The following is a 26,197-nucleotide window of genomic DNA, read 5'->3' as shown; positions in this document are numbered from 1 at the left end:
TTGATATATCAAGGTTTTGAGGGCTTATGACATCAATTGAAAGAGGAGGTTTACACCTTGACAGGGTGGAGGTCGCTGGTTCGAGCCCAGTCGGGATCATTGGGTGCCAAACCCACGAGTACCCTTAAGGAACGAAGGGTTCTTCCATAAAAGCATCATCTCTTCGGAGATGGTGCTTTTTCTATTTCAAGAAATATGGGTTGGAATCTTAAATCAAAAAACACACCCATATGAGTGTGCTCTTATACTGTACATTTATTTTCTTGTTATTTTCGAAGATGACATTCACACGGCCAGTGTGAGTTCCAAGTAATTTGAGTTTATAACTCAAGTCATACTGGAATCCGTTTCCTCTATCTTTTCATAAATACGCTATTGTTGTGACAACACATATTGAGCGTCTCGCAGCAAATAGGTTGCAGCTTCACTTGAAATGTGTCTCCCGTTTTGTGCCTTCACTTCATTCACAAAGCCGTTTAAATTGTTGTTTGCCAATTTAGCCCGCAGGCTATTGGCAATTCCGGCATTGTCGATCCATTTGGTATCGACAAAATGTGTCACCAACGCCTTTATGGAATCGATGTTGGCCACTGTCTGAAAGTGAACGGTTTTGCTCCCCTTATTGCCGGCTAGGTCACTAGTGGATATTACAAGGGTATGCAGACCAAGCGGCAAGGTATACAGCGGGATCTTCGTTCCGATTTTGTAAGAATACGTATCGAGCGTCACCGTCGTATTGCTGTTGTCGACACCCGAGAAGTTGTCGGTCAATTCAAACTGAGGCGTCAAATCCCCGGAATCTTCATAAATGCTCCCATCCCCCGGTACGGATACCACGATTGCCGGTGCCGTCTTATCGATGCCAATGGCAAGATGTTTCACTGCTTCCACATTGCCGGCGTTATCTATGGCACGATACTCGACACTATGCGTACCTTCAGCAGTCAGCGTCAATTCGGTCTTGTTTGTCCAATCTCCGCCGTCTACCTTTGTCTCAATGTGATTTACACCAGTTCCGGTTGGATCGTCATCTGCAGTGAACTTAACATGCACATCCCGTGCATTCCAAGCGTCGTCACCGGTAACCCCATCCGTCGTTGCTGTCGTAACAGGCGGCTGAACATCGTCGCCCCGCCCATAGACTTCAAATTCATAAATATTTGCAGTTCCCGTTTCCGCATAATTTTGCGGTGTAGTAATATAAAGCCTTACGTACCTTGCGGTGGATTTCGTTATATACCTGTCCGTGCTGTTTGAAACGTTTCCTGTTACTGAATCCATGTCAGTCCAAGTAGTTCCATCTTGACTTCCCTGAAGCTTATAATTTTTTGTATTCAGGGACAAGGTCTCTCCGCCTTCTCCTGCATGCTTTACTACCCACCTGCTTATATTATAATTTTGTCCAAGATCGACCATCAGCCATTTGTCACCGGTAGTATTTGAAGACCACTTTCTGCTACTTGCAGCCGATCCATCTACTGCCTTGGACGGTTCGTATCCCGCCACACTTCCGTTGGTTGTAACTGTCTTGTTCAGAGCCAAATTTACCGGAGCAGGATCAAAGGCTAAAGTGGTAACTTTTAATGGGTTGCTAGCATCTGAAACATTTCCTGCTGTATCCCTGGCTTTTACGGTAAATTTGTAATCCGTATTTGCGGTCAGTCCTGTCACTTTAAAGTTCATACGCCCTGTTGTTGATCCAATCAGAGTATTTCCATTATAAATATCGTAGCCTGTAACACCTACATTACCCGTAAAATCATCTGTAGCTGCATCCCATGACAGAATTGCCATCTTGTCTGTTAATACTTTCGTTGAGACATTAGTTGGTGCGGTAGGCGCTTGTTTATCTGCTGCTAGTGCATCCGCAGTGTAATTATTTATGGTCCAGGTAGTTACCGTACTTTTTTTCGAGAAGTCCCTTCCATTTATCACCACTCTGTCGGCATAAACATCTAAAATCAAGCCTTGACCTGAATCCTTGATAGCTCCATCTCTCATCATTGTAAAGTACTGTTTGTTATAGAAAGTACCCGGTAACGTGAGAGGATAATGTATATGTCCCGTTATCAAAACGCTTTGAGGATATTTTCCAATAATGTCCTTTAACTTTTGATCCTGTACCTCATCACTTTGATAAGGATCCCAAGGATATTCCTCATATACGGTATTATCTAGTGGCTGATGAAGGAAGAGAAATATCGGTTTGTCTTTACTTGCATTCTCCGCCAACTTATCGCTTAACCATTTCATCTGGGTATCCGATATATATGCACTGTCTTTATCATCAGTCTCCGTTGCCAAATAGATGAAGTGGTATCCGCTTATCCACTTATCATAATAAACACCTGGCATACCAGTATGTGTCAAAAATCTGTTTTTAGCAGTTTCAAATCCTCCCATCCACCTTACATCATGGTTCCCTAAAATCAAGTTGCGATCAAGTTGAGGATATTTGTTCATTGTTTTCATTAATGTATTATATTGTGCATCTGTGCCATATTCAGTAAGATCTCCACCAACGCTAACGGATTGCACATTATTGCTAACTGCTTCCTGCAATGCATTGTCAAGTCTGACATCGGCGATATCCCCTTGTACATTTGCATGTGTATCAGAAATGGACATAAAGCTGAATTTATAACTAGTATCCTTGTCAGGTGTTGTTGAAGCAAGAACCGTAACATTGATGCTTGTTGACAATGCTACATTATCCGGATTTGTAACCCCTGTAGGCAGATCTACTGTTCCCTTTACCGTGAAACTCTGCTCGGTTTTTACGGACGGATCATAGCCTGATGCATCTATATTCCAGGTTACAGGTGCATTCAAATTACCGCCATCGGTCACCAGTACTACTGTGCTAGGCAATCCAAGGGCCACCGGTGTAGGCGCTGTTCCGTTTACCACACCTGTAATCGCTGTAGGTGCTGTGATGCTTGTTAGTACCTTCGGCTTTATTTCTACTGGATAAGTTACTGTCTTACCGCGTACTGTGACGGTTAGTATCTGGCTGGCCACTGCAGATGAACTGTTAAATCCGCTTACGTCGGAAGCTCTGACTTCCTCCACCCTAGTCGAACCGTCAATATAGGTGCCTGTGACTTCCATACCCGTGATATCAAGGCTCTCTCCAATACGGTATACAGTCTTTGCTGGTGGTTTTGTAAGCTCAATGCTGTTCAATGTCTTTGAAAACTGAAACCAGTTGAGGTTGGCTACATATGTTTTTCCCGCTGCAACCTTTACTACAAGGTATACATCATGAATTCCTGTAACTTCAGTAATATCGGTTGACATAGTTTTATAGACATTCCAGTTATCCGGTGCGGTAGCTGCGGCAGTAAGTGTTCCCACTTTTTTACCATTCGCGCTGGTCGGACCGTCAATCCATACTTCAATATTTCCCCCTGCATTTGATCCCTTAACTGAAAGTCTTGCACTAAATTTCGTAGCGCCATTAACGTCGCTACCAAAGTCAATATTGTTATATACTAAATACTGGTTGTCATTAGTACCTCCTATACATTGTCCACCATCTGGGCAAGCTTCGACTTTAAGGTAGGCACCCGACTTGGAACTAAAGCTTTCTGCTTCTGTCAGACTATATGCATCGCTTGCTGCATGCACCGGCATATAGCCAACACTGATGCTGAGTAGGAATCCAACTATCAGGATAAATGAAAATAATGACTTGTTAAACTTCGTTAAGGTAACCATAAACATCTCCCTTGATTTTTTTTTATTTTTTCTCTCTCCCTTTGTTGCCTTGTAAAAAAATTTTGATTAAAAACACGCTATGAACGATTATTTATCAATACGACGTAGTTTATTTTTTGAAAAAAGATTGATCAAATCCTTTAATCCTCTCATGTTGACCACATTTTAATAAAGTTCGATCAAAAAACATTGATAATGTTCTTATAAAATATGTACTGTATTCTAATCAATCTTTTTTATAAACAGTGCAACTTTTTTACAAACGGCCGAACATTATTTTAAGGCTCCCTTCAGAATCAAATTTGCTTTTCTGCTTAATGGTAAGTGATAAATATTAATAGAGTGTAAATCCAATGTAAGCATTTTATAATATCGATATATTGACATTATGTTATAACGAATATTCCTCTCTGATTCCACTGCGTAATAGTCTCCGAATACTGCTGACGTATATTTAGTATCGTTCGAATCTTTCCGCAGCTCCCAGGCGCTTATACTGCGCTCAGACTGATGCAGCAGCACGACAAAAAGAGCAGTAAGAAGCGACTAGGCTATACGTTCACCTGATCCGCTTCTACGACTCTCATTCTATTCTTATTCACTGCGTATCAACTCGAGCAGTAGCCGCTTCGCTTACAACTTAAAGTCTCGAAGGCTATCGACTATCTCATCGCTTCTGATACCGATATACCGCTACCTCGTTAGCTGAACTGGTTATTTGCATATTATTAGTTCAATTTAATATGTTTTCTTATTTTTTGAATAACTGTTTTATAAAATCAAATTTGGTGAAGTACGAATTTACTTTTTCCTACATTCTCATCAATTAAACTTTTATTTCCATCTATATTTTTTTTCAAAACCTTTTAATTTAATTGTTTCTCTTTCCCCTTACCAAAGTTCAAAAAAATAGTTCAATTCAACTTTCACAATCCCTGAAACTTCTTCCTCTTGAAGAATAAAGTCATTGTTTATCGTGACCCTTTGACAGGGTTGGCGAATCGTCATTTATTAAATGACCGCCCCACTCAAGCACTTAATCTGGCAAATGAAAATAAGCATCATGTTTATCGATTTGGGCCGTTTTAAGTACATAAATGACACGTTAGGACATACCTTAGGTGATCAATTATTGATTGAGGTTGCCCAGCTAATTCAAGGCTGCGTGGTTAAAGAGGATACAGTGATACTACGTTCATCATGTCTAGGTGGAGTTCGAAACTCAGATAGTATGCATAATATAAAAGAGGAAATCGTAGATTGGTTGAAGAATACATTACTGAATACTTGATAGAATTGCTAGTTAATTAATTTAATCTTGGAGGAAGTCATGACACTTAAAAAATATTGGTTGCCAGTGCTCATTCTATTCATGAGCGTTCTCTACATTTTCATCATTCCTAAAGATCCATTTGCTGTTAAGCTCTTGTTTAAATTAATTCCAATGTGGCTGATTATTTACTATGCCTATTTACAAGCGCCTGCTAAGAAATTGCTTACACATTGGCTTCTGTTAATCGGTCTATTTTCTTGCATGCTCGGAGACGGCTTACTCGCCGTCTGGTTTGTCGTTGGTTTATCCGCTTTTCTGATTGGACACCTGTTTTATTTTGCGGGATTTTTGTGTAGATGGAACTTTTCAAAAATCCATTTTTCAACCATCGTACCGATTGCGATATACGGTTTCTTATTCGGTAAAGAAATCATCACTGCTCTAACTCTTGATGGCAACGATACATTAGTATTACCCGTCGTGTTTTATATCATCGTCATTTCTTTGATGGCATGGTCTGCAATCATTACAGGCAACAAATGGGCGATTGTTGGAAGTATTTTGTTTGTCATTTCCGATTCCATTTTGTCCTGGAATATGTTTGTTTCCGATATTCCGTATTCAGGAATCCTTATTATGACGACTTATTACACCGCACAATTTTTGATTGCTAAGAGCATACGTTCCATTGTATCTGAAACTAAACGTATTTAGGAATTTTACCTAATTTCAACCTCAACAAAAATTTTAAATTGTTATATATTGTACCAATCAAAAGAGTAATACAGACCACCTGTTCACTCTCTTGTTTCCTAAGGTTTGGCACCCAATGATCCCGACTGGGGGAGAAACCTTTGTTCCTAAAGCTCGAACCAGCGACCTCCACCCTGTCAAATTAATACTCCAGAAACAAACTAGTTAAGCTGATTTAAATGAGTTCAAATTAGTATGTAAGCATCATCTCTTCGGAAGTGATGTTTTTTTGTTTAACAAAAATATGGTTCCAAAACAAAAAGCATATTCAGATGAGCATGCTAATGGTATTACTTCCTTACTTTGTTTTTTTAATTAGCTTTATTTTGTGTTTCTTTCTTTTGCTGTTGAGTGATTGATTGTTTGACCAAATAACGTTCATCATAAATGAACTGAGCTCCTGTTCCATTAGGTGCTATATTTGTTTTGACGTTACCTACTTCTTCGTATTGGAATCGATAGGCTTTACCCCCTTACTAAATGGAAAGGGGGGTTCGTAAAATGGGTGCAACAGCTTAATCTAATGTATCTAATTTCCCTTTTATATACTTTGCCCGTGCTTCAATAAAATCCATTATATACTCCGGTTCTTTATCAAATAAATGGATATCGTCTTTTTTATAAGGATCTTTTTGAATATAAGGCCTAATCAAATCATGCAGACCTTGTATTTTCTGTTTCAAATAGTCTACATTAAATTGGTTGTTTAGAATAACTTCTAGCAAGTTTTTGTATTGACGCCGAAATGTTTTCACGTCGAGAATCCTTGCGGTTAGCGTATTAAATCCTTCGATTCGTAAATAGTCTTCCTCCATCACTTCCCCGTTTACATCTCTTCCCCATGTTGCATCGTAATCCCATGGGATGACTTCGAATAGCCTTGTTTCGCTATTCTGATATAGTGCGTAATTATGAACAAAACCATCGAAATTTTGGGTGCAAACAACGCCAGCCAACCAGCGGAGATACTGATCAACATTGAGGTATTTCACAATTTCATTTTCAAATTCAGCTTTTGAAATGGTATTAATTTTAATAATCATTTCTTGTAAATGAATTTCATCTTGTTCTGTCCCATATTTTTGTTCATAGCCAAACTTAAGTGATTTTTTTACTTCTTTATCAAGATCACTCATTAACGAAAAGTTAGCATCGCCGTCAACCGCATAAAATATCGGTCCTTTCGGTAGTTGTCGATTCGCAAGGAAATACTCATCCACTGATTCTAATTCCAAATAAAGCCCCTCATTTTTCCCATTCAATTTCATATATACAAATCGAGACTTTGGCGATAAGCACCCTATTTCATTGAAAAAATCGAGCGATAATTTATTTCTTAATAGAGAAGGATCTTTAAATTCTGCGTTGATATGAATTTCTTTGGCATTTCTATACGTACTTGGTTTATAAAACGAAATGTGATACGACTTCTTTCGAAAATCCCGGATATGGGAGCCACGATACGCAATATCGATATCTAATTTCTTTTTGTTTATCGTGAGCTTCGCGGAAACAGGATCATCTATCCAAATATCTTTCCGAAGTTCACTTAAATCGATAGGATGAATAAAAAGCTGATATTCAGGTATTTTCATGCCATTATCCACGCGAATTCTTCCTTTCATTTTTATAATATTCGTATGAAACAAAAATGAAAGATGCCACGAAAAGATACGAAATTATATTTTATTTTTAAATAGTATGCGTTTGTCTCTACCATTTTTAGTACAATTTCGTATCTTACTATATGAGAAAGAGGAAAAAACTGTGCATCAGCACGAGTTTGATTTTTTTTGAAAAAGAGATATTGATCTACCTTCTTCCTCTAATAAAGTTGAAAGGAGGTGGGAATATGTCATGTTTTACTTTTGACGGTATACAAAATGCAGTCGAACTGTCTAACAGCAGAGGGTTATGGTTCTTCTTGTTCCAGGATCCTTTTTGTAACAAACGATGCACGAGCAGGAGACGCCGGACTTCGCGGAACCAACGGCGTACGAGCAGAAATCGTTGCACTTCGAGGAACCAACGTCGCACAAGCAGAAATCTGTTCACTTCGCGTAACCGACGACGTACGAGCAGAAATCTGTTCACTTCGCGTAACCGACGCCGCACGAGCAGAAATCGCTGCACTTCACGGAACCGAAATCGCTGCACTTCGCGTAACCGACGATGCTCTAGAAAGAACTTTTGGAATGACTTGTTATTTTAAAAAACTTCGGGGCGATTTTTCGCTATCTGAAGATTATCTCACTTTATGTTCTTTAAAGAACTATGGAGTGTTTCAAAATTATAAAGTTAACTAGTTCTTACTAGTTAACTTTTTTTAAAAACCATGAATTTGTCACTTTTCAACTCCCTTCATAGGGTCCAGTATAGGCTATGTAGAATTAATGAGGTGGCTTAGACTAAGACCCATGTTTGGGATCTTTGCATTGAACGATTTTGGATTGTTTCGCAAATCGCCACTTAAACAACCACTCTCCAATTGATCACGTTCTATATAATTTGGCTCTACATGCACATGTACTTCAAAGACATCGTATTCCTACATAAATACGTCTTCTACTGCCATCGAAATATATATCGCGTGCAGCCCCATTGCTCTTTCCTGCTCGTTCTTTCGTCAAGAAAAGATCAGGAACTTACGGCATGTGGGCAAAGCCTTACTATCGTAGTTATCGAGATTTTTAGAGAGAAGCGCCCCCGTTAGTGCTACTTCAAAGTGATTGTTTCTTTGATAGGAGTTATCGTGCAGCCGCCATTCAAAGCTTTTATGTATTATTTCGTAAGTTGTTTTTCGTCCGCGAATTTGGCAACGTCTTTTAATTCAAAGCCGTAGTCATCAATTTGATCAAGATATTTTGAGTTTAGAAGATTCATCACCCGATCGTTTTTCTACTTGATCAATGGTGCCAAATCCACATCCCCAGCTGACGTGTGTTATCCCACAAATTGATTGTTTTTCGCTATATGAATGATTTCTCCGGCACTTAACAGAGTCTTGAAGGAACGCAGGCCATATGTCTATGTTTTTATTTTTTTGTGAATAAACTATAAACAGAAGAGGTGAAAAATGTGACTAGAGTTTGGGGTAACAAGTTCGGATGGGAACAATCAATTAGAATTTCGCATTTCTTTAGACAACGATACTGACTCAAAAAATGAAATTTTCATGGATGTAGATAATGACACTGACTTAAGAAATTAAGAAAGATTAGAAAAACAAGCTGACTTGTCAAATGTAAAAACATTCAATCAACATAATAAACGTCAACAAAAACGTAGGAGAGTATAGTTTTTATTTCTTCTCTAAATATTAAGAATCCGTTGGACTTTCTATAAAAATATGGCGATAATGCATCAACAACAATTGTAACGGGTTCTCTTTTCGTAGGGGAAACTTATATATCAAGGTAAATTACACTAAAATCATATTAGTTTAAACCTGATTACGTCTCGTAAAAAGGGCTCTTACTATTATGAAACAGAAACGTGATGAGAACGCCTAAAGAAATTTAGATAAAGATTTGCTTAGGTAGTAAAAGAAAACAAATAAAAGAGCATGAAAATCCAAGCTCTTTTATTTGCGATTACTTAATTACCTTATAAGGTCTAATAACCTCCACCACCATAGCCACAGCCGTGGCCACAGCCACCACCATAGTTACCACCACCACCGACGTTTCCAACAAAGGAAGCTCCGATAATTATTAGTAGGATAAATAATACAACAATTAACGCAAAGCTCGATCCAGTTCCACCAGTTATTTCAGACATCTTATTCCCTCCTTTCCTATCTTTTGCTAGAATATGAAAAGAATTAGATATTGATAGGGCTACAGGGTAAAACGAATTTTTCTTAAGAAATGTTAATTTATTTTATAGGTATCAGTAGAAACTTATCCTATTCTTGCTATATAGATGAATTGGAGTCTCTTGGGTTGGATATTTAATCTTGATGACTTATATTCAAAACGAAAAAAGTCTACGAATCTTTCGAGTAAAGCACGAGTTCTTTCTCCATCTTTCTTTCAGGTAGTTCCAATCTACTTTGAGCATGACGAACAGAAGTGAGTTCTTTTGTGAATTCTTTAACCTGGGAGTACCTATTGGTGCAGTAATTCATCTTTTTGATGTATCTTTTCATACGTTTCACGTATACCATCTGCCATCCTCTCACCTCATTCTAAGGAAAACAAAAAAGAACGCCCGAGTGGACGTTCTGAATTTTATCATATTTATTTGAACTTCAATTCAACTGAAACCAGTTCTTTACCACTACTTACATATGTTTCTCCATTATCCAATACAATTTCGATTGGTGAATCTTTTTCATTAATTGCTTTTAAATGAACGACTACATCCCAATATCCTGAGCTATGGTCTGCAACAGGTACAGAAACTTGATCACCATTATTAAATTTAAAAATCATCTTCACTACTTTTTCCGCCCCCTATTATCTACTATTCTACGTAAGAGGATCAATTTTATTTAGGTAAAAAAAACGCCAGCGTGGACGTTCTCGCTTTAATTTCATGTCAAACTTAAAATTACGAATAATCAAAAAAGTAAAGAGAAAGACCTAGTCAGCAAAGCAAATATCATCCCATATAGCGATGATATAAAGTTTTAGCCTCAGCAATGTCTTTTGTTCCATGGATTAATACCCGTCCATCCTTGAAAATAACCAGTCGGTGATTACCAATTGAAAAAGACAGCAAGTATGGATTTTGTGAAATCTTCCCACCTTGTCCCGAAAGAATCTTAGCCAAACTTTCTAAATTCCTATCCATTGGTTTAGAAGGTCTGACTTGAACGGTATTTCTTCCACATAATACGGCTGTTTTTGTTTGGTTTGAAAAAGCTAAATACGGATACGTAGGATTTGGACCGCACGATAAACAACTTACATTCTTCATCTGTTCGACGTTAATGGCAGCAAAATGATTTTTCCATAAATCAAATGAAATAAGCTTTTTTCTTAATGCATGATAATCTTCAACCAATAGTTTTAATGCTTCTGTAGTTTGATAAGAAACGACCATTTGAACGGCAGGACTAATAATCCCGGCTGTATCACAAGTAACCCCACCCATTGGCACAGTTTCAAGCAAACAATTTAAACAAGGGGTTTCTCCTGGAAGGACAGTACAGGTAATCCCATAACTCCCAACACACGCACCATATATCCAGGGAATCTGATACTTCTGGGAAATGTCATTAATAATCATTCGGATATCAAAATTATCAGTTGCATCCATGATTAGATCCACATCTTTAACAAGCTGTTCCATTTCCTCTACCGAAACATCCATTACATGGGACTCAATATCTACCTTTGAATTTATGAGTGTTAATCGTTCTTTAGTAGCTACGGCTTTAGGGATGCGTAGATTCGCATCCCTTTCCGTATAAAGCTGTTGACGTTGAAGATTACTCCACTCCACGTAGTCCCGATCCACAATAGTCAATTTCCCAATGCCTGCACGAACAAGCACTTCGGCACTCCCCGTACCTAGTGCTCCAGCACCGATCACTAACACATGTTTTTTTCTTAATTTCGTTTGTCCCTGTGACCCTATCGGAGCGAATAGTTCTTGTCGTGAATAACGGTCATTCAACTAAAGCTCATCCTTTCAGAAGGACTACTTGCTGTTGCGTATCGCTTTTTCGGAATACGACCTGCTTCAAATCCTAGTCTCCCTGCTTCAATCGCAAGCTTCATTGCCAATGCCATTTTTACCGGATCATTTGCTCCAGAAACAGCAGTATTAAGTAACACGCCATCAGCTCCTAGCTCCATTGCGATGGCTGCATCGGAAGGTGTCCCGATTCCAGCATCAATGATTACGGGCAAATTTGTCTGTTCGATTATAAAACTAAGGTTTAATGGATTAATGATCCCTTGACCAGAACCAATAGGTGAAGCACCTGGCATAATAGCATGACAGCCTACTTCTTCTAATCGTTTAGCTAATAGAACATCGTCTGAAGTATAGGGTAATACGATGAACCCCTCTTTTACCAGTTCTTCTGATGCCTTTAATGTTTCTATTGGATCAGGCAATAATGTTTTTTGACATCCAATCACTTCAACTTTAACCATGTCACAAAGGCCAGAAGCCTTTGCTAATTTAGCAATTCGAACCGCTTCAATTGCTGTCTTTGCACCTGCTGTATTTGGCAGTAAAATGTACTTTTTCAGGTCTAATTTTTCTAAAAAATTAGGTAAACTTGGTTCAAATATATTCATCCTGCGAACTGAAAACGTTAAGATCTCTGTTCCTGAAACAGCTACTGCTTCTTTTTGAATATCAAAATCAGGATATTTTCCAGTCCCTAATAATAACCTTGACGTGAATTCATATGATCCAATCTTTAACATCGTCATCCGCCTCCTACAAAATGTACTAACTCAACTTTATCCCCATTACATAGTTTGGTTTCTTGGTGTAATCCTTTTTCCAATATCTTTGCATTCCATTCAACGATAACGACCTTTTGTTGTAATTCGAAGTGATGCAAAAGGTGAGCAATTGTTTCCACCGAATTTGGAACTTCTACTTTGTCCCCGTTAATCACTAATTCCATTTGCTTCATCCCTTTCTTATGTTAATTGTTTAATCAAACGACCTACCCGGAAAGGTTTCAAATTAAGTGATGTTGGTTTTCCTTCAACCATGTCAGCGATTATCTCACCAGTTATTGGTGACAGTAATATCCCATTTCTAAAATGCCCTGTTGCAATAAATAGACCTTTATATACAGGATGTTCACCTAAGTAAGGTAATCCATCACCGGTTTGTGGTCGAATACCAGCCCATGTCCGCTCCCATTCTGCTTCTATTATGGAAGGCATCAATTTTTTTGCTTGTTCCAGCAATAAGGATATTCCCTCTACAGTAACTTTGTGGTTAAATGTTCTTGGCTTAACTGTTGCACCAACAATGATTCTTCCACCCTTCTTAGGGACAAGGTAGCAACTCGGTGAAAATACCGTAGTCGTTAGCAGTTGGCTTTGTGTGACAACAGAAAAACATTCACCTTTTACGGGATAAATATCTAGTTCTAACCCTGTTTTTGAAAGTAGCTTGTTACTCCATGCACCACCTGCCACGATGACATTTTCACTAGCAAAATACCCTTCATTAGTAACAACGCCTATGACTTTCCCTTTAGATAACTGAAGGTCAAAAACTTCCACGAATTCCTTTATTACTACACCACATGCTGCTGCAGAATTTAAAAACCCTAAAGTTAACTGAGTGGCTTCGACTTGCCCATCATTTGCAAAATGTATTGCTCCTTTAATTGCATCAGTTAATGCTGGCTCTTTCCTTCTTACCTCTTCTCCTGTCAGCCAATCGGATTGCTCTCCACTTTGCCGTTGGATAGCAATGAGTCGCTTATATTCCTGTTGTTGTTGTTCATTTATGGCAACCTTTAACATTCCTTTATTTATCAGTTCAATATCTATTCCACTCGTCTCTCTTATTTCGCCAGCAAGTTTTGGAAACATCTCTCTGCTCTTTCTAGCTAATTGAAAAAGTGAACCTTCTGCATCCATTTCTGCTTGAACACCCAGCATCCCAGCAGCAGCACCCGAGGATTTACTAGCAAGTCGATCTTTTTCTAGCAAAAGGATTTTCCCACCTCGTTTGGAAAGGTTATAAGCAATGGATCCCCCGATCACTCCACCACCCACAATAATTGCATCATATACATAGCTCATCAAAAACCACCTATTCCATAAAAGTTTCAAGTCAAAATAAATGTTGATAATATTCCTTTACTGCCACTAAAGGATTTTCTGATTCTAGCACCCCTGACATCACAGCAATTCCCTGTGCACCTGCTTCGATAACTCCTTTTATATTTGTAGGTTTTATACCACCAATAGCTATAACTGGAATCGAAACATGATGAGTTATGAGTTCTAATTGATTTAAACCCTTTGACTCTAATTCTGGCTTTGAATGTGTTGGGAAAACATGTCCAAAAATAACATAATCGGCTCCAAGTTCTTGTGCAGTTTGGACCTCGTCAATTGAATGTACAGAACTCCCAACTCTCAAGCTTGTAAACTGTTTTTTTACAATGTCCACAGGTAAAGAATGATAGGCTAGTTGGACTCCTCCAACCTTTGACGCCAAGGCAACATCTATTCGATCATTAATAATTATTTTAGTAAGGGGAACATTGTGGTCTAATAATAAATTCACCATTTCATGAATTTCTTTGGCCGTTTTAGTCTTTTCACGGATATGGATGGCATCGATATATGGATGAATCTGACCTGCAATTTGTGCTAAATGTGCTGGTTTCTGATTCCCAGTTGAAATGATGTGGAGCAGTCCTTTTTTCATACATAACCTCTCCTTTTAATCTTCTTGATAATTTCAACACAATAAAAAACCACTCCAGTGTTAGAAGTGGTTGGCTGTTATATCATCCAAAGAAAATTCAACAGTTCCACTTCCCTACGCCAGCTCTAACTAGATCAGGTTCAAAGGGTCTGGAATATCCATCTCAGTCTGTAAAAGACTCCCCTAGTGCTTTGATATTAAATTGTGTAATACAGACCATCAAACTCACTTACTATATGCAACTTACTTCATCTTTTTGGACTGACCATTTTTCTAACTTGTACGCCATTTCCCAAAATGAATATTCGTATTGACTACTAATGATAAAATGTTGTTTCATACGGTCACGGTCGGCTGCTGTTACCGTTTCAGCAATTTTGTCTAGCCTATTAATTTGTTCTTCGACTAACGTTCTAAACCATTCACCACCATATGCTGCAATCCATTCTTGATAGATTGGTTCTTTCGGCAAACACGATTGAAGTCTCTCTCCAATTTCATAGTAAAGCCAGTAGCATGGTAATATGGCTGCGATAATATCCCCTAAATGTCCTTGATACGCTGCACGATACAAATGAGAAGTGTAAGCATAAGCAGTCGGTGAAGGTTGGAAGTTTGCTTGTTGTTCTTCCGTTATTTCTAGACGGTGTGAAAAATTTTTATGTAAAGTTAATTCTGCCTCACATGTTCCTTGTGCATGAGTTGCCAATCTACTTGTTGTTGCAAGATCATTGGACTTTGCTGCACCTAAAGCTTGAACCTTAGCAAAATGCGACAAGTAGTAAGAATCTTGCATGACATAATAGCGAAAACACTCTAAAGACAATGTTCCATCACCAATTCCGGTTACAAATGGGTGACGAAAACTAGCTTCCCAAATATGATTTGATTCCTCTCGTAAAAGCCTTGAAAATGTCATTAAAAAACCTCCCCAGTAATTATGCTCAACTCGAATCAATAGTTATCCCTGATTTTTGGGCATATAAAAAACCACTCTCTTAACAAACATAAGAAAGTGGTTGTATTGGAAAATAGGTTGAAACAACATACAGCTCCGCAACTCCACTTTCCTACGCTGGTATAAACCAGATCAGGTTCTAAGGGTCTTAAAGCTTAACTTTAATCTCAACCTTTATTAGTAAGTAAATGATTTCCCATTACATTTGAAGGTCCCCCTAGTGGAAGATATTACTATTCAGTTGTACACTAACAAGCTTAACATGAATAGGTTATTTATCAATCCTAAATAACTTTTAAGCCTTTATTCCCCTTACTTATTCCCTATACTTTATCGCTAGTCCTCTTAAGAAATTGCGGGCGTTTTGATCACCGCACTCTTTATAATTCTTGTGACCTTCTTTTCTTAGGAAAGCACTTAATTCCCCTTTTGTTATAAAGACTCCTGAAGTTTCTAGTATCTCAAGCATATCCTCACTCGTTAATGACAGTGCGATTTTCACTTTCTTCAGCAGGATATTATTTACTCGTTCATTTTTAGAATATGCCGGTCTTTCAGGTTGTCCTGGTTTGGGATCTTGTTTTCCTCTTTTAAAAATAATGAGACCATTTAAAAATGACTCCAACATGATATTATCACATTTTATATGCTCTTCATTTGCCTCGGCATCATCAAAGTTGTCATCTTCATCATAAAAATCGTCCTTTGATTTTGTAAGTACCTGCAGCACTTCTTCTTTTGTTAATTCAATGCCACCAAGTTTAAATATCTCTACCATATCTTTATTTTTTATATCGAGAGCATATCTTAATCTAATTAATATATCATTATTATCCATCTAAAAACCTCCTATAACATTGCCTATTTACACGGCATCCACTTCAATAACATAAATGAGTTTCAAAACTTTAAAACGTTAATTAATTTTTAATAATCCAATAAATTAATGCGATAATTGCTAGTACTGGAATTGAAGCAATATATATCCAAAGCTGATCACTAATACTTTTATTACCACTATAAATCGAGTCTGAATCCTTTGTAATTAACAATGTTACTACAAGAGCAATACCAACGATGATAGCAACAATAATAAATATCAATAGAAAGTTCATTTTTCCCCCTTGACATGAAAACTTGGTTTTTTTATTTTTAATCATACGTCATATAGTTTTAATGTTCCTTACATTTTATTATACCTTGTTTATTGAAGTAGACTACCCTACAAAAAGAAATTATAAGTCATAAAAATCGCGAAGTCTGTTCAAATTCAGAAAAGACTAATCATAGGATTTCGTGTATATCCTATTGTGCGTGTCTTTCACATATGTTATACTACGCTAGTAAGTAATGAGTTTTTGGCTTCCAATAATACCGATTGTTTAATAGTTCACCATTTTGATGGGTATCACTAATACCAGACCAGTCGGAATCATTGGGTGCCAAACCCACGAGAATCTTTAAGGAACGAAAGATTCTTCCAAAAAAAGTATCATCTCTTCGGAGATGATACTTTTTTCTTTCTTATAGGTAAACTACGATAAGAAATTATAGATAGTTTTAATATGAATAATTACTCAAAAAAAACATCATCTCTAAAATGAGGTGATGTTTTTGGCTGAGAGGTGATTATGCTTTCCATACTCCCCGCTCCCACTTCTCAATAAATTGCTCAAAAGTCAAGCCATACCGCTCTCTGATTTTATGATAGACGAAATACTCCCCTAAACTTTCTATTAATCGGTCTTCCAAGTGGATGCACCCTTTCCAAATAAATATTTTCTTTAACAGTTTATTCAGTTCGATGTTTCTATATACTTTTAGCTCACTTATAAAATAAAGGATGCTCTTATAGTCTTTTTCTCATACGCACTACACAAAAAAAGATGAGAATGGAGTCAATCTCCATCTCATCTTTTTTTTGTTTATTTTTAAGTCGTTGCACCCTCGATGTTTGACTCAGGTGCAGTGTCTTCTGGTTCAATGTCAGCAAAGGTTTCATTATGCTCTTCAAGATCCCTTGTTCGATGTGCGATTCGTGATGAAGCACATGCAGCAATGCTTGCGACTAAGTCATCCAAAAATGTATGAACTCCGTTGCCTATTTTTGTATCTAATTTTTTTATAATGCCAATTTTATTTTTGTCTAAGTGTCCGAACGTTGTTACCGCAATACTACCGTAAGTAAACACGGAACCTAAAGCGATGGTTTCGTCCACTCCAAATAGTCCTTCATCCGCTTCAACAATTTGTTGTAAAGGGGCGGATAACATTTTTTTCTCAGCTAATTCATCAAGTTCAATACCTACTAAAATTGCATGTTGCATCTCTCTCTTTTTTAATACACTTTCAACTGACTCTATACAATGATCTATTGTTAGACCTATATTGTATGCTAGTTGCATTTCTAAAACGATTTTGGCTATTTCTTCAATCGAAACACCACGACGCTTCAACGCTGATTTGGTAGCCTGCAGTACTTGTTGTGAGTGAACTCTAACGCCTTTGTTTTCCATGATGTCATCTCCATTTCATCTTTTCTGGCTGTTGTTCATAATTATACCTTCCCTCTCCATTATGGTACAATTTCTGTAGCAAGATTTGAGGAGGTCCTGACCTATTTCTAAAGGTACAATTCAAGACGTCACACTATACAGTGACGCCTTACAAGAAGATATGCAACTGCTGATTTATATACCAGCAAACTATTCACCACTTTATAAATATACAGTAATAATTGCAAATGACGGAAAAGATTACTTCCAATTAGGTCGTATTTCACGTGTTGCAGATGAACTACTTGAAAACAAAGAAATTGAAAATATAATCATTGTAGGAATACCTTATAAGAGCGTAGAAGATCGCACCAAAAAATATCATCCTTCAGGGGAACAGCATTCTTCTTATTTGCGTTTTCTTGCACATGAGCTTGTTCCATATTTAGATGAAACATACCCGACTTATCAAATTGGAATGGGTAGAGCACTAATCGGTGATTCTTTAGCAGCCACTGTATCACTGCTCGCTGCGGTAAAATATCCAAATATATTTGGGAAAGTACTTTTACACTCTCCGATGGTGAATGAAGAAGTATTATCTCAAGTAGAAAATATTCGAACACCGCATTCTTTCTCGGTTTATCACATTATCGGGACGGGTGAAGATAAAGTTAAAACTACAAATGGACAAATCGAAAATTTCCTAATTCCTAATCGTCAATTAAATTCATTGATGCAAGAAAAAGGATTTTCGCTATTCTATGACGAATTTGAAGGAGACCATACTTGGAAGCATTGGCAACCGGATTTAAAGCGGGCGATTAAAATGAATTTCAGTCTCTAATCGTTTAAATAAAGCCAAAACCATAAAATTTGCTATAATAAAAGTATGAAATTACACAACTAAGAAGGAGGTTTTTAGGATGAAATATGGAGTTGTTGCATTCCCATCTAAAAAACTACAAGATCTGGCAAACTCATACCGTAAACGTTATGACCCACATTACGCGCTTATTACTCCTCACATGACACTTAAAGGTGTTTTTGAAGCAAGTGATAACGAAATTGAAGAACTATCTAAAAACATTAGGAAAGTAACTGATCAACATAAACCTTTCAAATTGCATACAACAAGTATCAGCTCGTTCGCTCCTGTTACAAATGCAATTTACTTCAAAGTTATTCAGACGGAAGAATTACTTAAATTACATGATGACTTGCATAAAGAAAACTTAGGTAGTGAAAAAGAATATGCATTTGTTCCACATATTACGATTGCACAAAAAATGGATTCTGGAGAACATGGTGACATTTACTCACAGTTAAAAATGTTCGGTGTGGATCACGAAGAAATAATCGATCGCTTACATTTGCTATACCAACTTGAAGACGGCTCATGGACGGTATATGAAACATTCCGTTTGAATGGAGCTGAAAACTGATTTGATTTCAGCTAAACGTGTGGACTCTGAAAAAGAACGCGAAGATGCTTTTTATGTTCGACAAAAAGTATTTGTAGAAGAACAAGATGTTCCTGTTCACCTGGAATTAGATGAATATGATCAATCCGCCATTCATTTTGTCGCATATGACGGCGAAATGCCAATCGGGGCTGGACGTATTCGACAACAAGAAACAGGTATTGCAAAAGTGGAACGCGTTTGTGTATTACCACAATTCCGTGGTCAGCATTTAGGTAATTTGCTTATGGAGAAAATGGAAACATACGCAAGAGAAGCTGGTTTGACGACTGTTAAATTAAATGCTCAATCTTATGCCGTTCCTTTCTATGAAAAACTCCTTTATCAAATTACATCCCCTGAATTTATGGATGCGGGTATTCCTCATCGTGCTATGCAAAAAAATCTATAATCGTTAAAAAAACACTTGTTCAAAAATGAACAAGTGTTTTTTTTATTCGTTTTTCTGATTCATCATATTCGCAATTTCGTTTAGATTTAGCTTATTTCCTTTTTTAACAACTGAATTTACGATTTGATCTTCCATTTCTTTTGAAATGGTTTTATTTGCAATCTTAGATACTTTACGGACAATTTTCTTAACTTGTTTTTCATCTGAAAAATCAGCATATTGGATGGCATTTGCTAAAGTGTAAACCTCTTCCATAGATACACCTGTTTTTTGCTCGATTTTCTTAAAAAATGAATCGTGCATTTGTTTTCCTCCTATCTTAAACCTACTACCTACAATGATTAATAGGATAAATAGTATGACGATGAGGACAAATGTTGACCCTTAAAAAGGTTCACGAGTTGGATAATTACCGCAAAATTACTACATGTGTACATACTACTTCCTCCCTTCCCATTCGACCTAGAATATGCTAATAGGTTCAAATGACAAGGGCACTTTACTCAGGACACTTTTCCTTTAGATTTGAAAAGAATAGCAGCAATCACTCCAAAAATAATGGCAGCACTGATTCCTGAACTAGTTACTTCAAACATACCTGTCAATACGCCAATAAATCCATGCTTCTCTGCTTCTTGCAAAGCACCATGAGTCAGAGAATTGCCAAAAGAAGTAATTGGAATGGTTGCGCCAGCACCAGCAAAGTCAATAAAGGGCTCATATAAACCAAATCCATCGAGAACTGAACCAATAACTACCATTAAACTTAATGTATGCGCAGGGGTCAATTTCGCCACATCAAAAAGTAGTTGGCCAATTACACAAACGAGTCCTCCAACAATAAAAGCAATAATTACAGAAACAATCATATTGTCACCTCATTCCATCGACAATTCAACAGCATGAGCAATACACGGAATGGTCTCACCCTGTTGAAATGATAATGGGGATAGTAAAGCACCTGTTGCTACGAGAAGTATTTTTTTCCATTTTCCAGCTAATAACTCTGCATAAATAGGACCATAATATACGGTTGCCGAACAACCAGCTCCACTAGCTCCTGATAAAAATTTCTCTTCATTACCGTAAAATTCAGCTCCTGCGTCACGATAATTATCAACTAAATACGATGAAACTCCACTCGATTTAATTAATTCCTGAAGAATAGAAAATCCATTTTTTCCTAAATCACCTGTCATGACAAAATCATAGGATGTACCCTTATTTTGAGCTAAGTGTTTTTGAATTGTATCAAAAGCTGCTGGTGCCATCGCACTTCCCATATCCAGAGGATCTGTACATTCACAATCCATCACTTGACCAATTGTGGCAGAATGAACATATGGTTTACCAGTTTGATGATGAGAAAGTATGCCGTAACCTCCTCCTGTAACAGTCCATTGACCAGTAGGTGGTTTTTGTGCTCCATATTCTATCGGATAGCGGAATTGGCGTTCAACTGCATTGTGCTGACTTGCTGCGCCAAACATTACTTTGTCCATAAGTTTGGTCTCGAGAAAAAAGCTTGCAGTTATGAGAGAAGAAACACTCGTAGCACAAGCTGAAAACATCCCCATAAACGGAGTCGCTAATTGACGGGCGGCAAAATTTGTAGGCGTCATTTCATTGACTAAATCTCCGGCAAGTAATAGGTCGATATCCTGTAGCTGAAATCCGCCTTTCGTCACCGCCATGTTACACGTATCTTCTATTAATTGAGAATGACCTTTCTCATTCGTTTCTTGTCCAATTCGTTCATCTTCATAAATAAAGTCAAAATGCGGATGAAATGGACTAACTTTTTCAAGTGGCCCAACCGAAACTGCGGTTGATACAATACTTGGCTTAGAGGCGAATTGGTACGTACCCGTTTTTTTCACCAAGAGATTACCCCCATTTTGACTAATATAGTTTTAATCAGTGCTACGACAAATGCTGAGAATACTCCATATACAATGACTGGTCCTGCAAGTTTAAACATGTTAACTCCGACACCAAGAATAAATCCCTCTGATTTATGTTCAATGGCTGCGGAGATTACCGCATTACCAAATCCCGTAACGGGAACTGCAGAACCTGCTCCCCCAAACTGACCAATTTTTTTATAGATACCAAAACCCGTTAGTACCATTGAGAGAAAAACCATTGTTGCTACTGAAGGATTACTCGCGGTTCGTTCAGTAAATGAGAAAAAGTACATGAATACAAAAGAAACGAGTTGGCCAATTGCACAAATAATTCCACCTGTCAGAAAAGCCTTCATACAGTTCAAGAGGACTGGACGTTTTGGTGCTATTTGATCTACGGTTTTTTGATATGATTCAGCGTCCATTACGTTTCCTCCTTTGCAAGTGCCTTAACTTTTTTTAAATCCTTTTTCAATTCATCAGTGGTTGGTTGCTCATCAATAATTTTCTTTAATTCCCACGTGATCTTTAAATCGCTTGATACATAAACATCATGATCTGGAAACGCAGATTTCACTTTTTTTTCAATTGATTTTCTAATTTTTTCCTTTTTAAATTTAGACATCTGCTGTACTTGCACTGAAACGACAAGTTGATGGTCAAAAAATACTGCAGCTGCTTCACTTAAATTTTGATTGTCTTTAAAGACTTTTGTAAGTGTTTCAATTTCCTGCTGATCATCATCAACATGATAAGTCGAAACTTTGAATTCCTCTGAACAACCCGCTACTCCTAATAAAATCAAGCTTATGATCCATAATTTTTTCATCATTTTCTCACCTTTTATCCTAGTATGGTGTTTTTGGGAAAGTTTATGTGTGAATTGGTTGACGCGCCCTGTTGTTCGAACACAATCGACATACAGTATAAAGACTTTGAAAGTTAGCGAGGTGAAAACAAAATGGGATGTGGACGTAACTTGGAATCAACATCATCTGTTCAAGGCTTCAAGAAGAAAGACCATTGTATTTGTGACGTAGTGCGAGCGATTAAAGACATTCAAGATGCCGTAGTGGACAACGATTGTCCGGTGTGTCCAACGAATTGCTTCTTAGAGCCACTTGGTAGTTTAGTAAGTCCGTCACGTCATCAAGCTGATACTCGTGTATTTATGTTATTAACTGATGATGGAACGCCATTCAAAGCTTTTTTCCGTGACAATGACCATCATGACTGTGACTGCTTCTCCGTATTCTTCCGTGTAGAAGACGTATTCGATGGTTGCTGTGCAACTCTTCGTGTATTAGAGCCATTGGATCACCATCATAAAGAAGTTGATCTTTTGAATTGTGATGGCGATAAATTGGATTTAAGAAAAATTTGTAAAGTTCGTAATTTCCGACTTTCTAGCAGCTGTGTTACTGTTGACTTGAATTGCTTCTGTGGCATTGAATGTGTGGCAGACGTATTTCTTGATGTTTGTGAATAAAAAATAAACAAGTCAAGCGTGCAGTGTCTAATAAGCCCGATTTCCTTTAACAGGAAATCGGGCTTGATTTTTGCAATGATAGTAGTTTGTGTCGAATAATTGAAAGTATGAATCATTTTTCAGAAAATTAATAAAATAAATAGATGAAGATTATATTTACTTTTTTTCATACAAAAAGACATCCATCGGAACTAATGGATGCCTTTTCTTCATTTACATTCGAGTAGGAAGTATTTTTCCTCTCCACCAAATTTCTTGGATTTCTTTAATTTCAAATGCAGTGATTTCACCATCTGTTAATTTAATTTGAACACTGTCTGGATTTATTTCCTCCACGACACCATATACTTTTTCTCCGTCTTGTAGGTGAAAACATAATGGCTTGTAAACATGTTTTGCAAAATCCGTCTTCAAAAATCGCAATCGGTTCCACATTATTGGATCTTTTTCGACTGGATCCTTTTCGACTGCTTCCTTTTCGACTGCTTTTATAATGGGCTCGGGGAAGATCGAGGTACTTTCTTCTTGCCAATATGAAACCATAGGTATATGCCGGTATACCGGAGGTCCTTGAACAAAAAGGAGAGGATCATTTTCCACTGAAACATACACACCCTTTTTGAGATAGTTTATGCTCCTGGTTTACAGAATGTGAAAACCACTATCACAGTGTATCGTTTCGCCAGTAATCCCACGAGATAATTGACTAAATAAGAATAATGCCGTATCGCCAACTTCTTCTGGTGTTGTATTTCGACGAAGTGGAGCACGCTCTTCAATTTCTTTCAATACACTATTAAAGTCACTTACGCCTTTAGAAGACAATGTGCGAATTGGACCTGCTGAAATCGCATTAACGCGAATGTTATGTTTTCCTAAGTCAGCTGCTAAGTAACGAACTGACATTTCTAAAGAAGCTTTTGCTACACCCATAATATTATAATTAGGTACTACTTTTTCTCCACCTAAATACGTTAATGTGACAATACTGCCACCTTCAGTCATTAAAGGTTTTGCTGCTTTAGCTACGACAGTTAATGAGAAAGCACTAATATTATGTGCAAGTAAGAAGCCATCACGAGACGTGTCTGAGAAATTCCCCGCCAACTCTTCTGTTTTTGCAAAGGCAATACAGTGAGCTAAGCCATCGATTTTCCCTACTTCTTGTCCAATTGTTGAAAAACATTTTTCAACGTCTTCATCATTCGTAACGTCACAAGGAAGAACTAATTCATGTTTTCCTTCTAATGTTGCCACTAAATCGCGAACAGACTTTTCAAATCGTTCCCCAGCATACGTGAAAATAATATTTGCACCTGCTTTATCTAAAGACTGTGCAATCCCCCAAGCAATACTCCGTTTGTTTGCTACACCCATGATAACGTATGTTTTTCCTTGTAATGACAAAGACATGAAAAAATCCCCCTAGTTAATTCTAATTATTATTACCTGGTACTAATAATACATCACAAGAAAGATTAGTGCAAAAAAATCTTTAAAAATAGTACTCTTTCATTGTTACTAATTGTGGAATAGGATTTTTTCTATGCGCGTATTTGTGTCGACTATGAGCGGTTTCTTGTCGACTATGCGGAAATCTGTTTCAACTATCTGCGGAACTGGACATTCTCTCCACTGTTATCCCGTCTATGAGCGGATTTGTGTCGGCTATGCGCGGTTTCTTGTCGCCTATGCGCGAATCTGTGTCGACTATCTGCGGAAATGGACATTCTCTCCACTACTATCCCTTCTATGAGCGTATTTATGTCGGCTATGCGCGGTTTCTTGTCGCCTATGAGCGAATCTGTGTCGACTATCTGCGGAACTGGACATTCACTCCACTGTTATCCCGTCTATGAGCGTATTTGTGTCGGCTATCCTCGGAAATTGGCATCTCTTCGCATGCTTTCTACATAAAAAAGAAGCAACAGTCATTGTGAACTGTTGCTTCTTTTTAAAACTATATTTGTGTTAAGAACATGCTTGCTAACCCTAAATATATTAATATACTAATAATATCATTAAGTGTGGTAATAAAAGGTCCCGATGCTACAGCTGGATCGATATTCATTCGATGTATGAGTAGCGGAATGAATGAACCTGACAAAGTTGCGACAAATATGGAGCCAAAAATAGCGGTTCCGACTAAAAGTCCTAATAACAAATCATGTTGGATGAAAAAGACAATTCCCACACTGAATACTGCACAAACAATTCCTGTAATTAGACCAGTACCCGCTTCACGCATTAATAATTTCATTTTGCTTTGTTCTGCGATATCACCAGTTGCGATACCTCTAACTGCTACAGCTAGTGCCTGGGTACCACTATTTCCTGCCATTCCTGCTATTAGAGGAATAAAGACGGCTAATATCGCCACTTTATCTAATGTTTCTTCAAATATCCCCATTAAACTCGCTGTAAACATGCCTAAAAATAATAAAATAATAAGCCATGGCAGTCTTTTTTTAGCAGCAATTAGAGGTCCTTTATCAAACGTGTCCATCTCTGAGACGGCTGCTAATTTAGAGTAATCGTCATTAGCTTCTTCTTCTAAAACATCTAATATATCATCAACTGTGATAATACCAAGTAAATGATTTTCAAAATCAACGACTGGCACTGCTAAGAAATCATAATCCTTAATCATTCTAGCAACTTCTTCTTGATCTTCACTAACGGAAACACTGACCACCCGATCGTTTCGAATCGAACGAATTAACGTATCCTCATCTGCCATAATTAAATCACGCAATGATACGACACCTGTTAACTGATGGTCATCGTTAACAACAAATAAATAGTATATGGTTTCGGCTTCTGGTGCTGCATTACGTAAGATCGTCATGGCTGATCGCGCAGTTGAATTTTCCGGAATCGCAACATATTCGGTCGTCATAATTGAACCAGCCGTATACTCTTCATAGTGCAATAAATCTTTAATCTCTTGAGCTGATTCATTATCCATAATAGTTAAATAGCTGGCTACTTGATCTTTACCTAGCTCATTCAATACGTCTACTGCATCATCCGCATACATTTCGGATAACATATCAGCAGCATACATTGTTTCCATTTCTTTTAAGAATGGCGCATATTCATCATCATCGAGTTCAATTGATTGAAAAATTTCGGCCATTTCTTTTGGAGAGAGATACTGATAGATAATTTGCCTACTGTCAGGTCCCACCTTTTCAAAAAATTGTGCCTGATCATACGGATGTAGCGCTAAAAATTCTTCTCTAAATGCGTCAACTTGGTGTTCATTTAACAATGACAATAATTGTTCAGCATCTAATTCATTTTCTTCATTATTCTTACGCTCTTCTATCATGTATGCTCCCTCCTTTCTTTTAG

Annotated in this window: 27 protein-coding genes, 2 pseudogenes and 2 riboswitches; of the genes and pseudogenes, 7 read left to right on the top strand and 22 right to left on the bottom strand. The window is 37.6% G+C overall.

Annotated features, from left to right (window positions below; translation table 11 throughout):
- Window positions 1–372 precede the first annotated feature (372 nt).
- Window positions 373–3,720, bottom strand: coding sequence for a carbohydrate-binding protein (locus tag C8K15_RS00680; RefSeq protein WP_158268238.1), 3,348 nt, complete (start codon window positions 3,718–3,720; stop codon window positions 373–375).
- A gap of 1,063 nt (window positions 3,721–4,783) precedes the next feature.
- Here C8K15_RS00680 and C8K15_RS00675 point away from each other — a divergent pair.
- Both C8K15_RS00675 and C8K15_RS00670 read left to right on the top strand, forming a co-directional pair.
- Window positions 4,784–5,011, top strand: a complete 228-nt coding sequence (locus C8K15_RS00675; RefSeq protein ID WP_199224038.1) for a diguanylate cyclase domain-containing protein — start codon at window positions 4,784–4,786, stop codon at window positions 5,009–5,011.
- A gap of 39 nt (window positions 5,012–5,050) precedes the next feature.
- A complete protein-coding gene (locus C8K15_RS00670) occupies window positions 5,051–5,707 on the top strand; it encodes a lysoplasmalogenase (RefSeq protein WP_108584309.1) in 657 nt (218 codons plus the stop codon).
- 554 nt (window positions 5,708–6,261) lie between these two features.
- On the opposite strand, the gene C8K15_RS00665 is transcribed toward C8K15_RS00670, so the two are convergent.
- Window positions 6,262–7,353 carry a CotH kinase family protein gene (locus tag C8K15_RS00665; protein WP_108584308.1) on the bottom strand — a complete coding sequence of 364 codons (1,092 nt, stop codon included), beginning with the start codon at window positions 7,351–7,353 and terminating at the stop codon, window positions 6,262–6,264.
- Between the two features lie 261 nt (window positions 7,354–7,614).
- Between C8K15_RS00665 and C8K15_RS00660 the strand changes: the two genes are divergently transcribed.
- Entirely contained in the window at window positions 7,615–8,052 is a 438-nt protein-coding gene (locus C8K15_RS00660) for a hypothetical protein (RefSeq protein ID WP_108584306.1), read from the top strand.
- 1,381 nt (window positions 8,053–9,433) lie between these two features.
- On the opposite strand, the pseudogene C8K15_RS20665 reads toward C8K15_RS00660, so the two are convergent.
- The 11 genes and pseudogenes from C8K15_RS20665 to C8K15_RS00595 all read right to left on the bottom strand — a co-directional run.
- Window positions 9,434–9,526, bottom strand: a pseudogene (locus tag C8K15_RS20665) (YjcZ family sporulation protein); the annotation flags it as partial.
- Window positions 9,527–9,987: 461 nt separating this feature from the next.
- Entirely contained in the window at window positions 9,988–10,182 is a 195-nt protein-coding gene (locus C8K15_RS00640; protein WP_233260342.1) for a hypothetical protein, read from the bottom strand.
- Between the two features lie 169 nt (window positions 10,183–10,351).
- Complete coding sequence (locus tag C8K15_RS00635; protein WP_108584300.1) at window positions 10,352–11,371, bottom strand: thiazole biosynthesis adenylyltransferase ThiF; 1,020 nt, start codon at window positions 11,369–11,371, stop codon at window positions 10,352–10,354.
- Window positions 11,368–12,135: a thiazole synthase gene (locus C8K15_RS00630; protein WP_108584298.1), complete on the bottom strand. Its 768-nt coding sequence runs from the start codon at window positions 12,133–12,135 to the stop codon at window positions 11,368–11,370. Before C8K15_RS00630 ends, C8K15_RS00635 begins: the two co-directional genes overlap by 4 nt.
- A gap of 2 nt (window positions 12,136–12,137) precedes the next feature.
- Window positions 12,138–12,341 (bottom strand): sulfur carrier protein ThiS, encoded by a 204-nt coding sequence (gene thiS / locus C8K15_RS00625; protein WP_108584297.1) that lies wholly within the window; start codon window positions 12,339–12,341, stop codon window positions 12,138–12,140.
- A gap of 16 nt (window positions 12,342–12,357) precedes the next feature.
- Window positions 12,358–13,482 carry a glycine oxidase ThiO gene (gene thiO / locus C8K15_RS00620; RefSeq protein WP_108584295.1) on the bottom strand — a complete coding sequence of 375 codons (1,125 nt, stop codon included), beginning with the start codon at window positions 13,480–13,482 and terminating at the stop codon, window positions 12,358–12,360.
- 31 nt (window positions 13,483–13,513) lie between these two features.
- Window positions 13,514–14,116 (bottom strand): thiazole tautomerase TenI, encoded by a 603-nt coding sequence (tenI, locus tag C8K15_RS00615; protein ID WP_108584294.1) that lies wholly within the window; start codon window positions 14,114–14,116, stop codon window positions 13,514–13,516.
- Window positions 14,117–14,210: 94 nt separating this feature from the next.
- Window positions 14,211–14,311: riboswitch (TPP riboswitch) on the bottom strand.
- 37 nt (window positions 14,312–14,348) lie between these two features.
- Complete coding sequence (gene tenA, locus C8K15_RS00610) at window positions 14,349–15,035, bottom strand: thiaminase II (protein ID WP_108584292.1); 687 nt, start codon at window positions 15,033–15,035, stop codon at window positions 14,349–14,351.
- A gap of 131 nt (window positions 15,036–15,166) precedes the next feature.
- A riboswitch (TPP riboswitch) is annotated at window positions 15,167–15,303 on the bottom strand.
- An 87-nt stretch (window positions 15,304–15,390) separates the two neighbouring features.
- Window positions 15,391–15,912, bottom strand: coding sequence for a YehS family protein (locus C8K15_RS00605; protein WP_108584291.1), 522 nt, complete (start codon window positions 15,910–15,912; stop codon window positions 15,391–15,393).
- Window positions 15,913–15,994: 82 nt separating this feature from the next.
- Window positions 15,995–16,189, bottom strand: a complete 195-nt coding sequence (locus C8K15_RS00600) for a BshB3 potential contributor to bacillithiol synthesis (protein WP_108584289.1) — start codon at window positions 16,187–16,189, stop codon at window positions 15,995–15,997.
- Window positions 16,190–17,005: 816 nt separating this feature from the next.
- On the bottom strand, window positions 17,006–17,590 hold the full coding sequence (locus C8K15_RS00595; protein WP_108584288.1) for a phosphatidylglycerophosphatase A family protein: 585 nt from the start codon (window positions 17,588–17,590) through the stop codon (window positions 17,006–17,008).
- Window positions 17,591–17,693: 103 nt separating this feature from the next.
- On the opposite strand from C8K15_RS00595, the gene C8K15_RS00590 reads away from it, so the two are divergent.
- The 3 genes from C8K15_RS00590 to C8K15_RS00580 all read left to right on the top strand — a co-directional run bounded on the left by C8K15_RS00590 (window position 17,694) and on the right by C8K15_RS00580 (window position 19,444).
- On the top strand, window positions 17,694–18,416 hold the full coding sequence (locus C8K15_RS00590) for an alpha/beta hydrolase (protein ID WP_108584287.1): 723 nt from the start codon (window positions 17,694–17,696) through the stop codon (window positions 18,414–18,416).
- Window positions 18,417–18,495: 79 nt separating this feature from the next.
- A complete protein-coding gene (locus C8K15_RS00585; RefSeq protein WP_108584285.1) occupies window positions 18,496–19,014 on the top strand; it encodes a YjcG family protein in 519 nt (172 codons plus the stop codon).
- Window positions 18,998–19,444, top strand: a complete 447-nt coding sequence (locus C8K15_RS00580) for a GNAT family N-acetyltransferase (protein ID WP_108584284.1) — start codon at window positions 18,998–19,000, stop codon at window positions 19,442–19,444. Before C8K15_RS00585 ends, C8K15_RS00580 begins: the two co-directional genes overlap by 17 nt.
- A gap of 42 nt (window positions 19,445–19,486) precedes the next feature.
- Here the strand turns inward: C8K15_RS00580 and C8K15_RS00575 are convergent, their stop codons facing one another.
- The 6 genes and pseudogenes from C8K15_RS00575 to C8K15_RS00550 form a co-directional block, all read right to left on the bottom strand.
- Entirely contained in the window at window positions 19,487–19,747 is a 261-nt protein-coding gene (locus tag C8K15_RS00575; RefSeq protein ID WP_108584282.1) for a stage VI sporulation protein F, read from the bottom strand.
- Between the two features lie 21 nt (window positions 19,748–19,768).
- Window positions 19,769–19,828: pseudogene (locus C8K15_RS21285) on the bottom strand (YjcZ family sporulation protein); the annotation flags it as partial.
- 119 nt (window positions 19,829–19,947) lie between these two features.
- Entirely contained in the window at window positions 19,948–20,313 is a 366-nt protein-coding gene (gene spoVAE, locus C8K15_RS00565) for a stage V sporulation protein AE (protein WP_108584280.1), read from the bottom strand.
- A gap of 9 nt (window positions 20,314–20,322) precedes the next feature.
- Window positions 20,323–21,327 carry a beta-ketoacyl-[acyl-carrier-protein] synthase family protein gene (locus tag C8K15_RS00560; protein WP_108584279.1) on the bottom strand — a complete coding sequence of 335 codons (1,005 nt, stop codon included), beginning with the start codon at window positions 21,325–21,327 and terminating at the stop codon, window positions 20,323–20,325.
- Window positions 21,321–21,776 (bottom strand): stage V sporulation protein AC, encoded by a 456-nt coding sequence (spoVAC, locus tag C8K15_RS00555; RefSeq protein WP_108584277.1) that lies wholly within the window; start codon window positions 21,774–21,776, stop codon window positions 21,321–21,323. The genes C8K15_RS00560 and spoVAC overlap by 7 nt, the downstream gene beginning before the upstream one ends.
- Entirely contained in the window at window positions 21,776–22,180 is a 405-nt protein-coding gene (locus C8K15_RS00550; RefSeq protein ID WP_108584275.1) for a YhcN/YlaJ family sporulation lipoprotein, read from the bottom strand. The genes spoVAC and C8K15_RS00550 overlap by 1 nt, the downstream gene beginning before the upstream one ends.
- Window positions 22,181–22,312: 132 nt before the next feature.
- On the opposite strand from C8K15_RS00550, the gene C8K15_RS00545 reads away from it, so the two are divergent.
- The gene (locus C8K15_RS00545) at window positions 22,313–22,840 is read left to right on the top strand and encodes a CotY/CotZ family spore coat protein (RefSeq protein WP_108584273.1); all 528 of its coding nucleotides are present in this window, start codon (window positions 22,313–22,315) and stop codon (window positions 22,838–22,840) included.
- Between the two features lie 213 nt (window positions 22,841–23,053).
- On the opposite strand, the gene C8K15_RS20660 is transcribed toward C8K15_RS00545, so the two are convergent.
- From C8K15_RS20660 to mgtE, 3 genes are all read right to left on the bottom strand, one after another.
- Window positions 23,054–23,275 carry a hypothetical protein gene (locus C8K15_RS20660; protein ID WP_233260341.1) on the bottom strand — a complete coding sequence of 74 codons (222 nt, stop codon included), beginning with the start codon at window positions 23,273–23,275 and terminating at the stop codon, window positions 23,054–23,056.
- 207 nt (window positions 23,276–23,482) lie between these two features.
- Window positions 23,483–24,253: an enoyl-ACP reductase FabI gene (gene fabI, locus C8K15_RS00535; protein ID WP_108584270.1), complete on the bottom strand. Its 771-nt coding sequence runs from the start codon at window positions 24,251–24,253 to the stop codon at window positions 23,483–23,485.
- A 547-nt stretch (window positions 24,254–24,800) separates the two neighbouring features.
- The gene (mgtE, locus tag C8K15_RS00530) at window positions 24,801–26,174 is read right to left on the bottom strand and encodes a magnesium transporter (RefSeq protein ID WP_108584268.1); all 1,374 of its coding nucleotides are present in this window, start codon (window positions 26,172–26,174) and stop codon (window positions 24,801–24,803) included.
- Between the last annotated feature and the right edge of the window lie 23 nt (window positions 26,175–26,197).

Origin of the sequence: Paenisporosarcina sp. OV554, from assembly GCF_003058165.1 — a bacterium.
Classification (GTDB): Bacteria; Bacillota; Bacilli; order Bacillales_A; family Planococcaceae; genus Paenisporosarcina.
This window is presented reverse-complemented; position numbering and strand designations above follow the sequence as displayed.

Bases quoted from the DNA above. Each gene is read 5' to 3' on its own strand.
- C8K15_RS00585 (WP_108584285.1), top strand. From the start codon at position 18,496: ATGAAATATGGAGTTGTTGCATTCCCATCTAAAAAACTACAAGATCTG.
- spoVAC (WP_108584277.1), bottom strand. From the start codon at position 21,776: ATGGACGCTGAATCATATCAAAAAACCGTAGATCAAATAGCACCAAAA.
- thiO (WP_108584295.1), bottom strand. From the start codon at position 13,482: ATGAGCTATGTATATGATGCAATTATTGTGGGTGGTGGAGTGATCGGG.
- C8K15_RS00640 (WP_233260342.1), bottom strand. From the start codon at position 10,182: ATGATTTTTAAATTTAATAATGGTGATCAAGTTTCTGTACCTGTTGCA.
- C8K15_RS00545 (WP_108584273.1), top strand. From the start codon at position 22,313: ATGGGATGTGGACGTAACTTGGAATCAACATCATCTGTTCAAGGCTTC.
- C8K15_RS20660 (WP_233260341.1), bottom strand. From the start codon at position 23,275: ATGTGGAACCGATTGCGATTTTTGAAGACGGATTTTGCAAAACATGTT.
- C8K15_RS00680 (WP_158268238.1), bottom strand. From the start codon at position 3,720: ATGGTTACCTTAACGAAGTTTAACAAGTCATTATTTTCATTTATCCTG.
- C8K15_RS00630 (WP_108584298.1), bottom strand. From the start codon at position 12,135: ATGTTAAAGATTGGATCATATGAATTCACGTCAAGGTTATTATTAGGG.
- C8K15_RS00605 (WP_108584291.1), bottom strand. From the start codon at position 15,912: ATGGATAATAATGATATATTAATTAGATTAAGATATGCTCTCGATATA.
- mgtE (WP_108584268.1), bottom strand. From the start codon at position 26,174: ATGATAGAAGAGCGTAAGAATAATGAAGAAAATGAATTAGATGCTGAA.
- fabI (WP_108584270.1), bottom strand. From the start codon at position 24,253: ATGTCTTTGTCATTACAAGGAAAAACATACGTTATCATGGGTGTAGCA.
- C8K15_RS00595 (WP_108584288.1), bottom strand. From the start codon at position 17,590: ATGGAAAACAAAGGCGTTAGAGTTCACTCACAACAAGTACTGCAGGCT.
- C8K15_RS00600 (WP_108584289.1), bottom strand. From the start codon at position 16,189: ATGAACTTTCTATTGATATTTATTATTGTTGCTATCATCGTTGGTATT.
- C8K15_RS00580 (WP_108584284.1), top strand. From the start codon at position 18,998: ATGGAGCTGAAAACTGATTTGATTTCAGCTAAACGTGTGGACTCTGAA.
- tenA (WP_108584292.1), bottom strand. From the start codon at position 15,035: ATGACATTTTCAAGGCTTTTACGAGAGGAATCAAATCATATTTGGGAA.
- C8K15_RS00575 (WP_108584282.1), bottom strand. From the start codon at position 19,747: ATGCACGATTCATTTTTTAAGAAAATCGAGCAAAAAACAGGTGTATCT.
- tenI (WP_108584294.1), bottom strand. From the start codon at position 14,116: ATGAAAAAAGGACTGCTCCACATCATTTCAACTGGGAATCAGAAACCA.
- C8K15_RS00675 (WP_199224038.1), top strand. From the start codon at position 4,784: ATGTTTATCGATTTGGGCCGTTTTAAGTACATAAATGACACGTTAGGA.
- spoVAE (WP_108584280.1), bottom strand. From the start codon at position 20,313: ATGATTGTTTCTGTAATTATTGCTTTTATTGTTGGAGGACTCGTTTGT.
- thiS (WP_108584297.1), bottom strand. From the start codon at position 12,341: ATGGAATTAGTGATTAACGGGGACAAAGTAGAAGTTCCAAATTCGGTG.
- C8K15_RS00550 (WP_108584275.1), bottom strand. From the start codon at position 22,180: ATGAAAAAATTATGGATCATAAGCTTGATTTTATTAGGAGTAGCGGGT.
- C8K15_RS00670 (WP_108584309.1), top strand. From the start codon at position 5,051: ATGACACTTAAAAAATATTGGTTGCCAGTGCTCATTCTATTCATGAGC.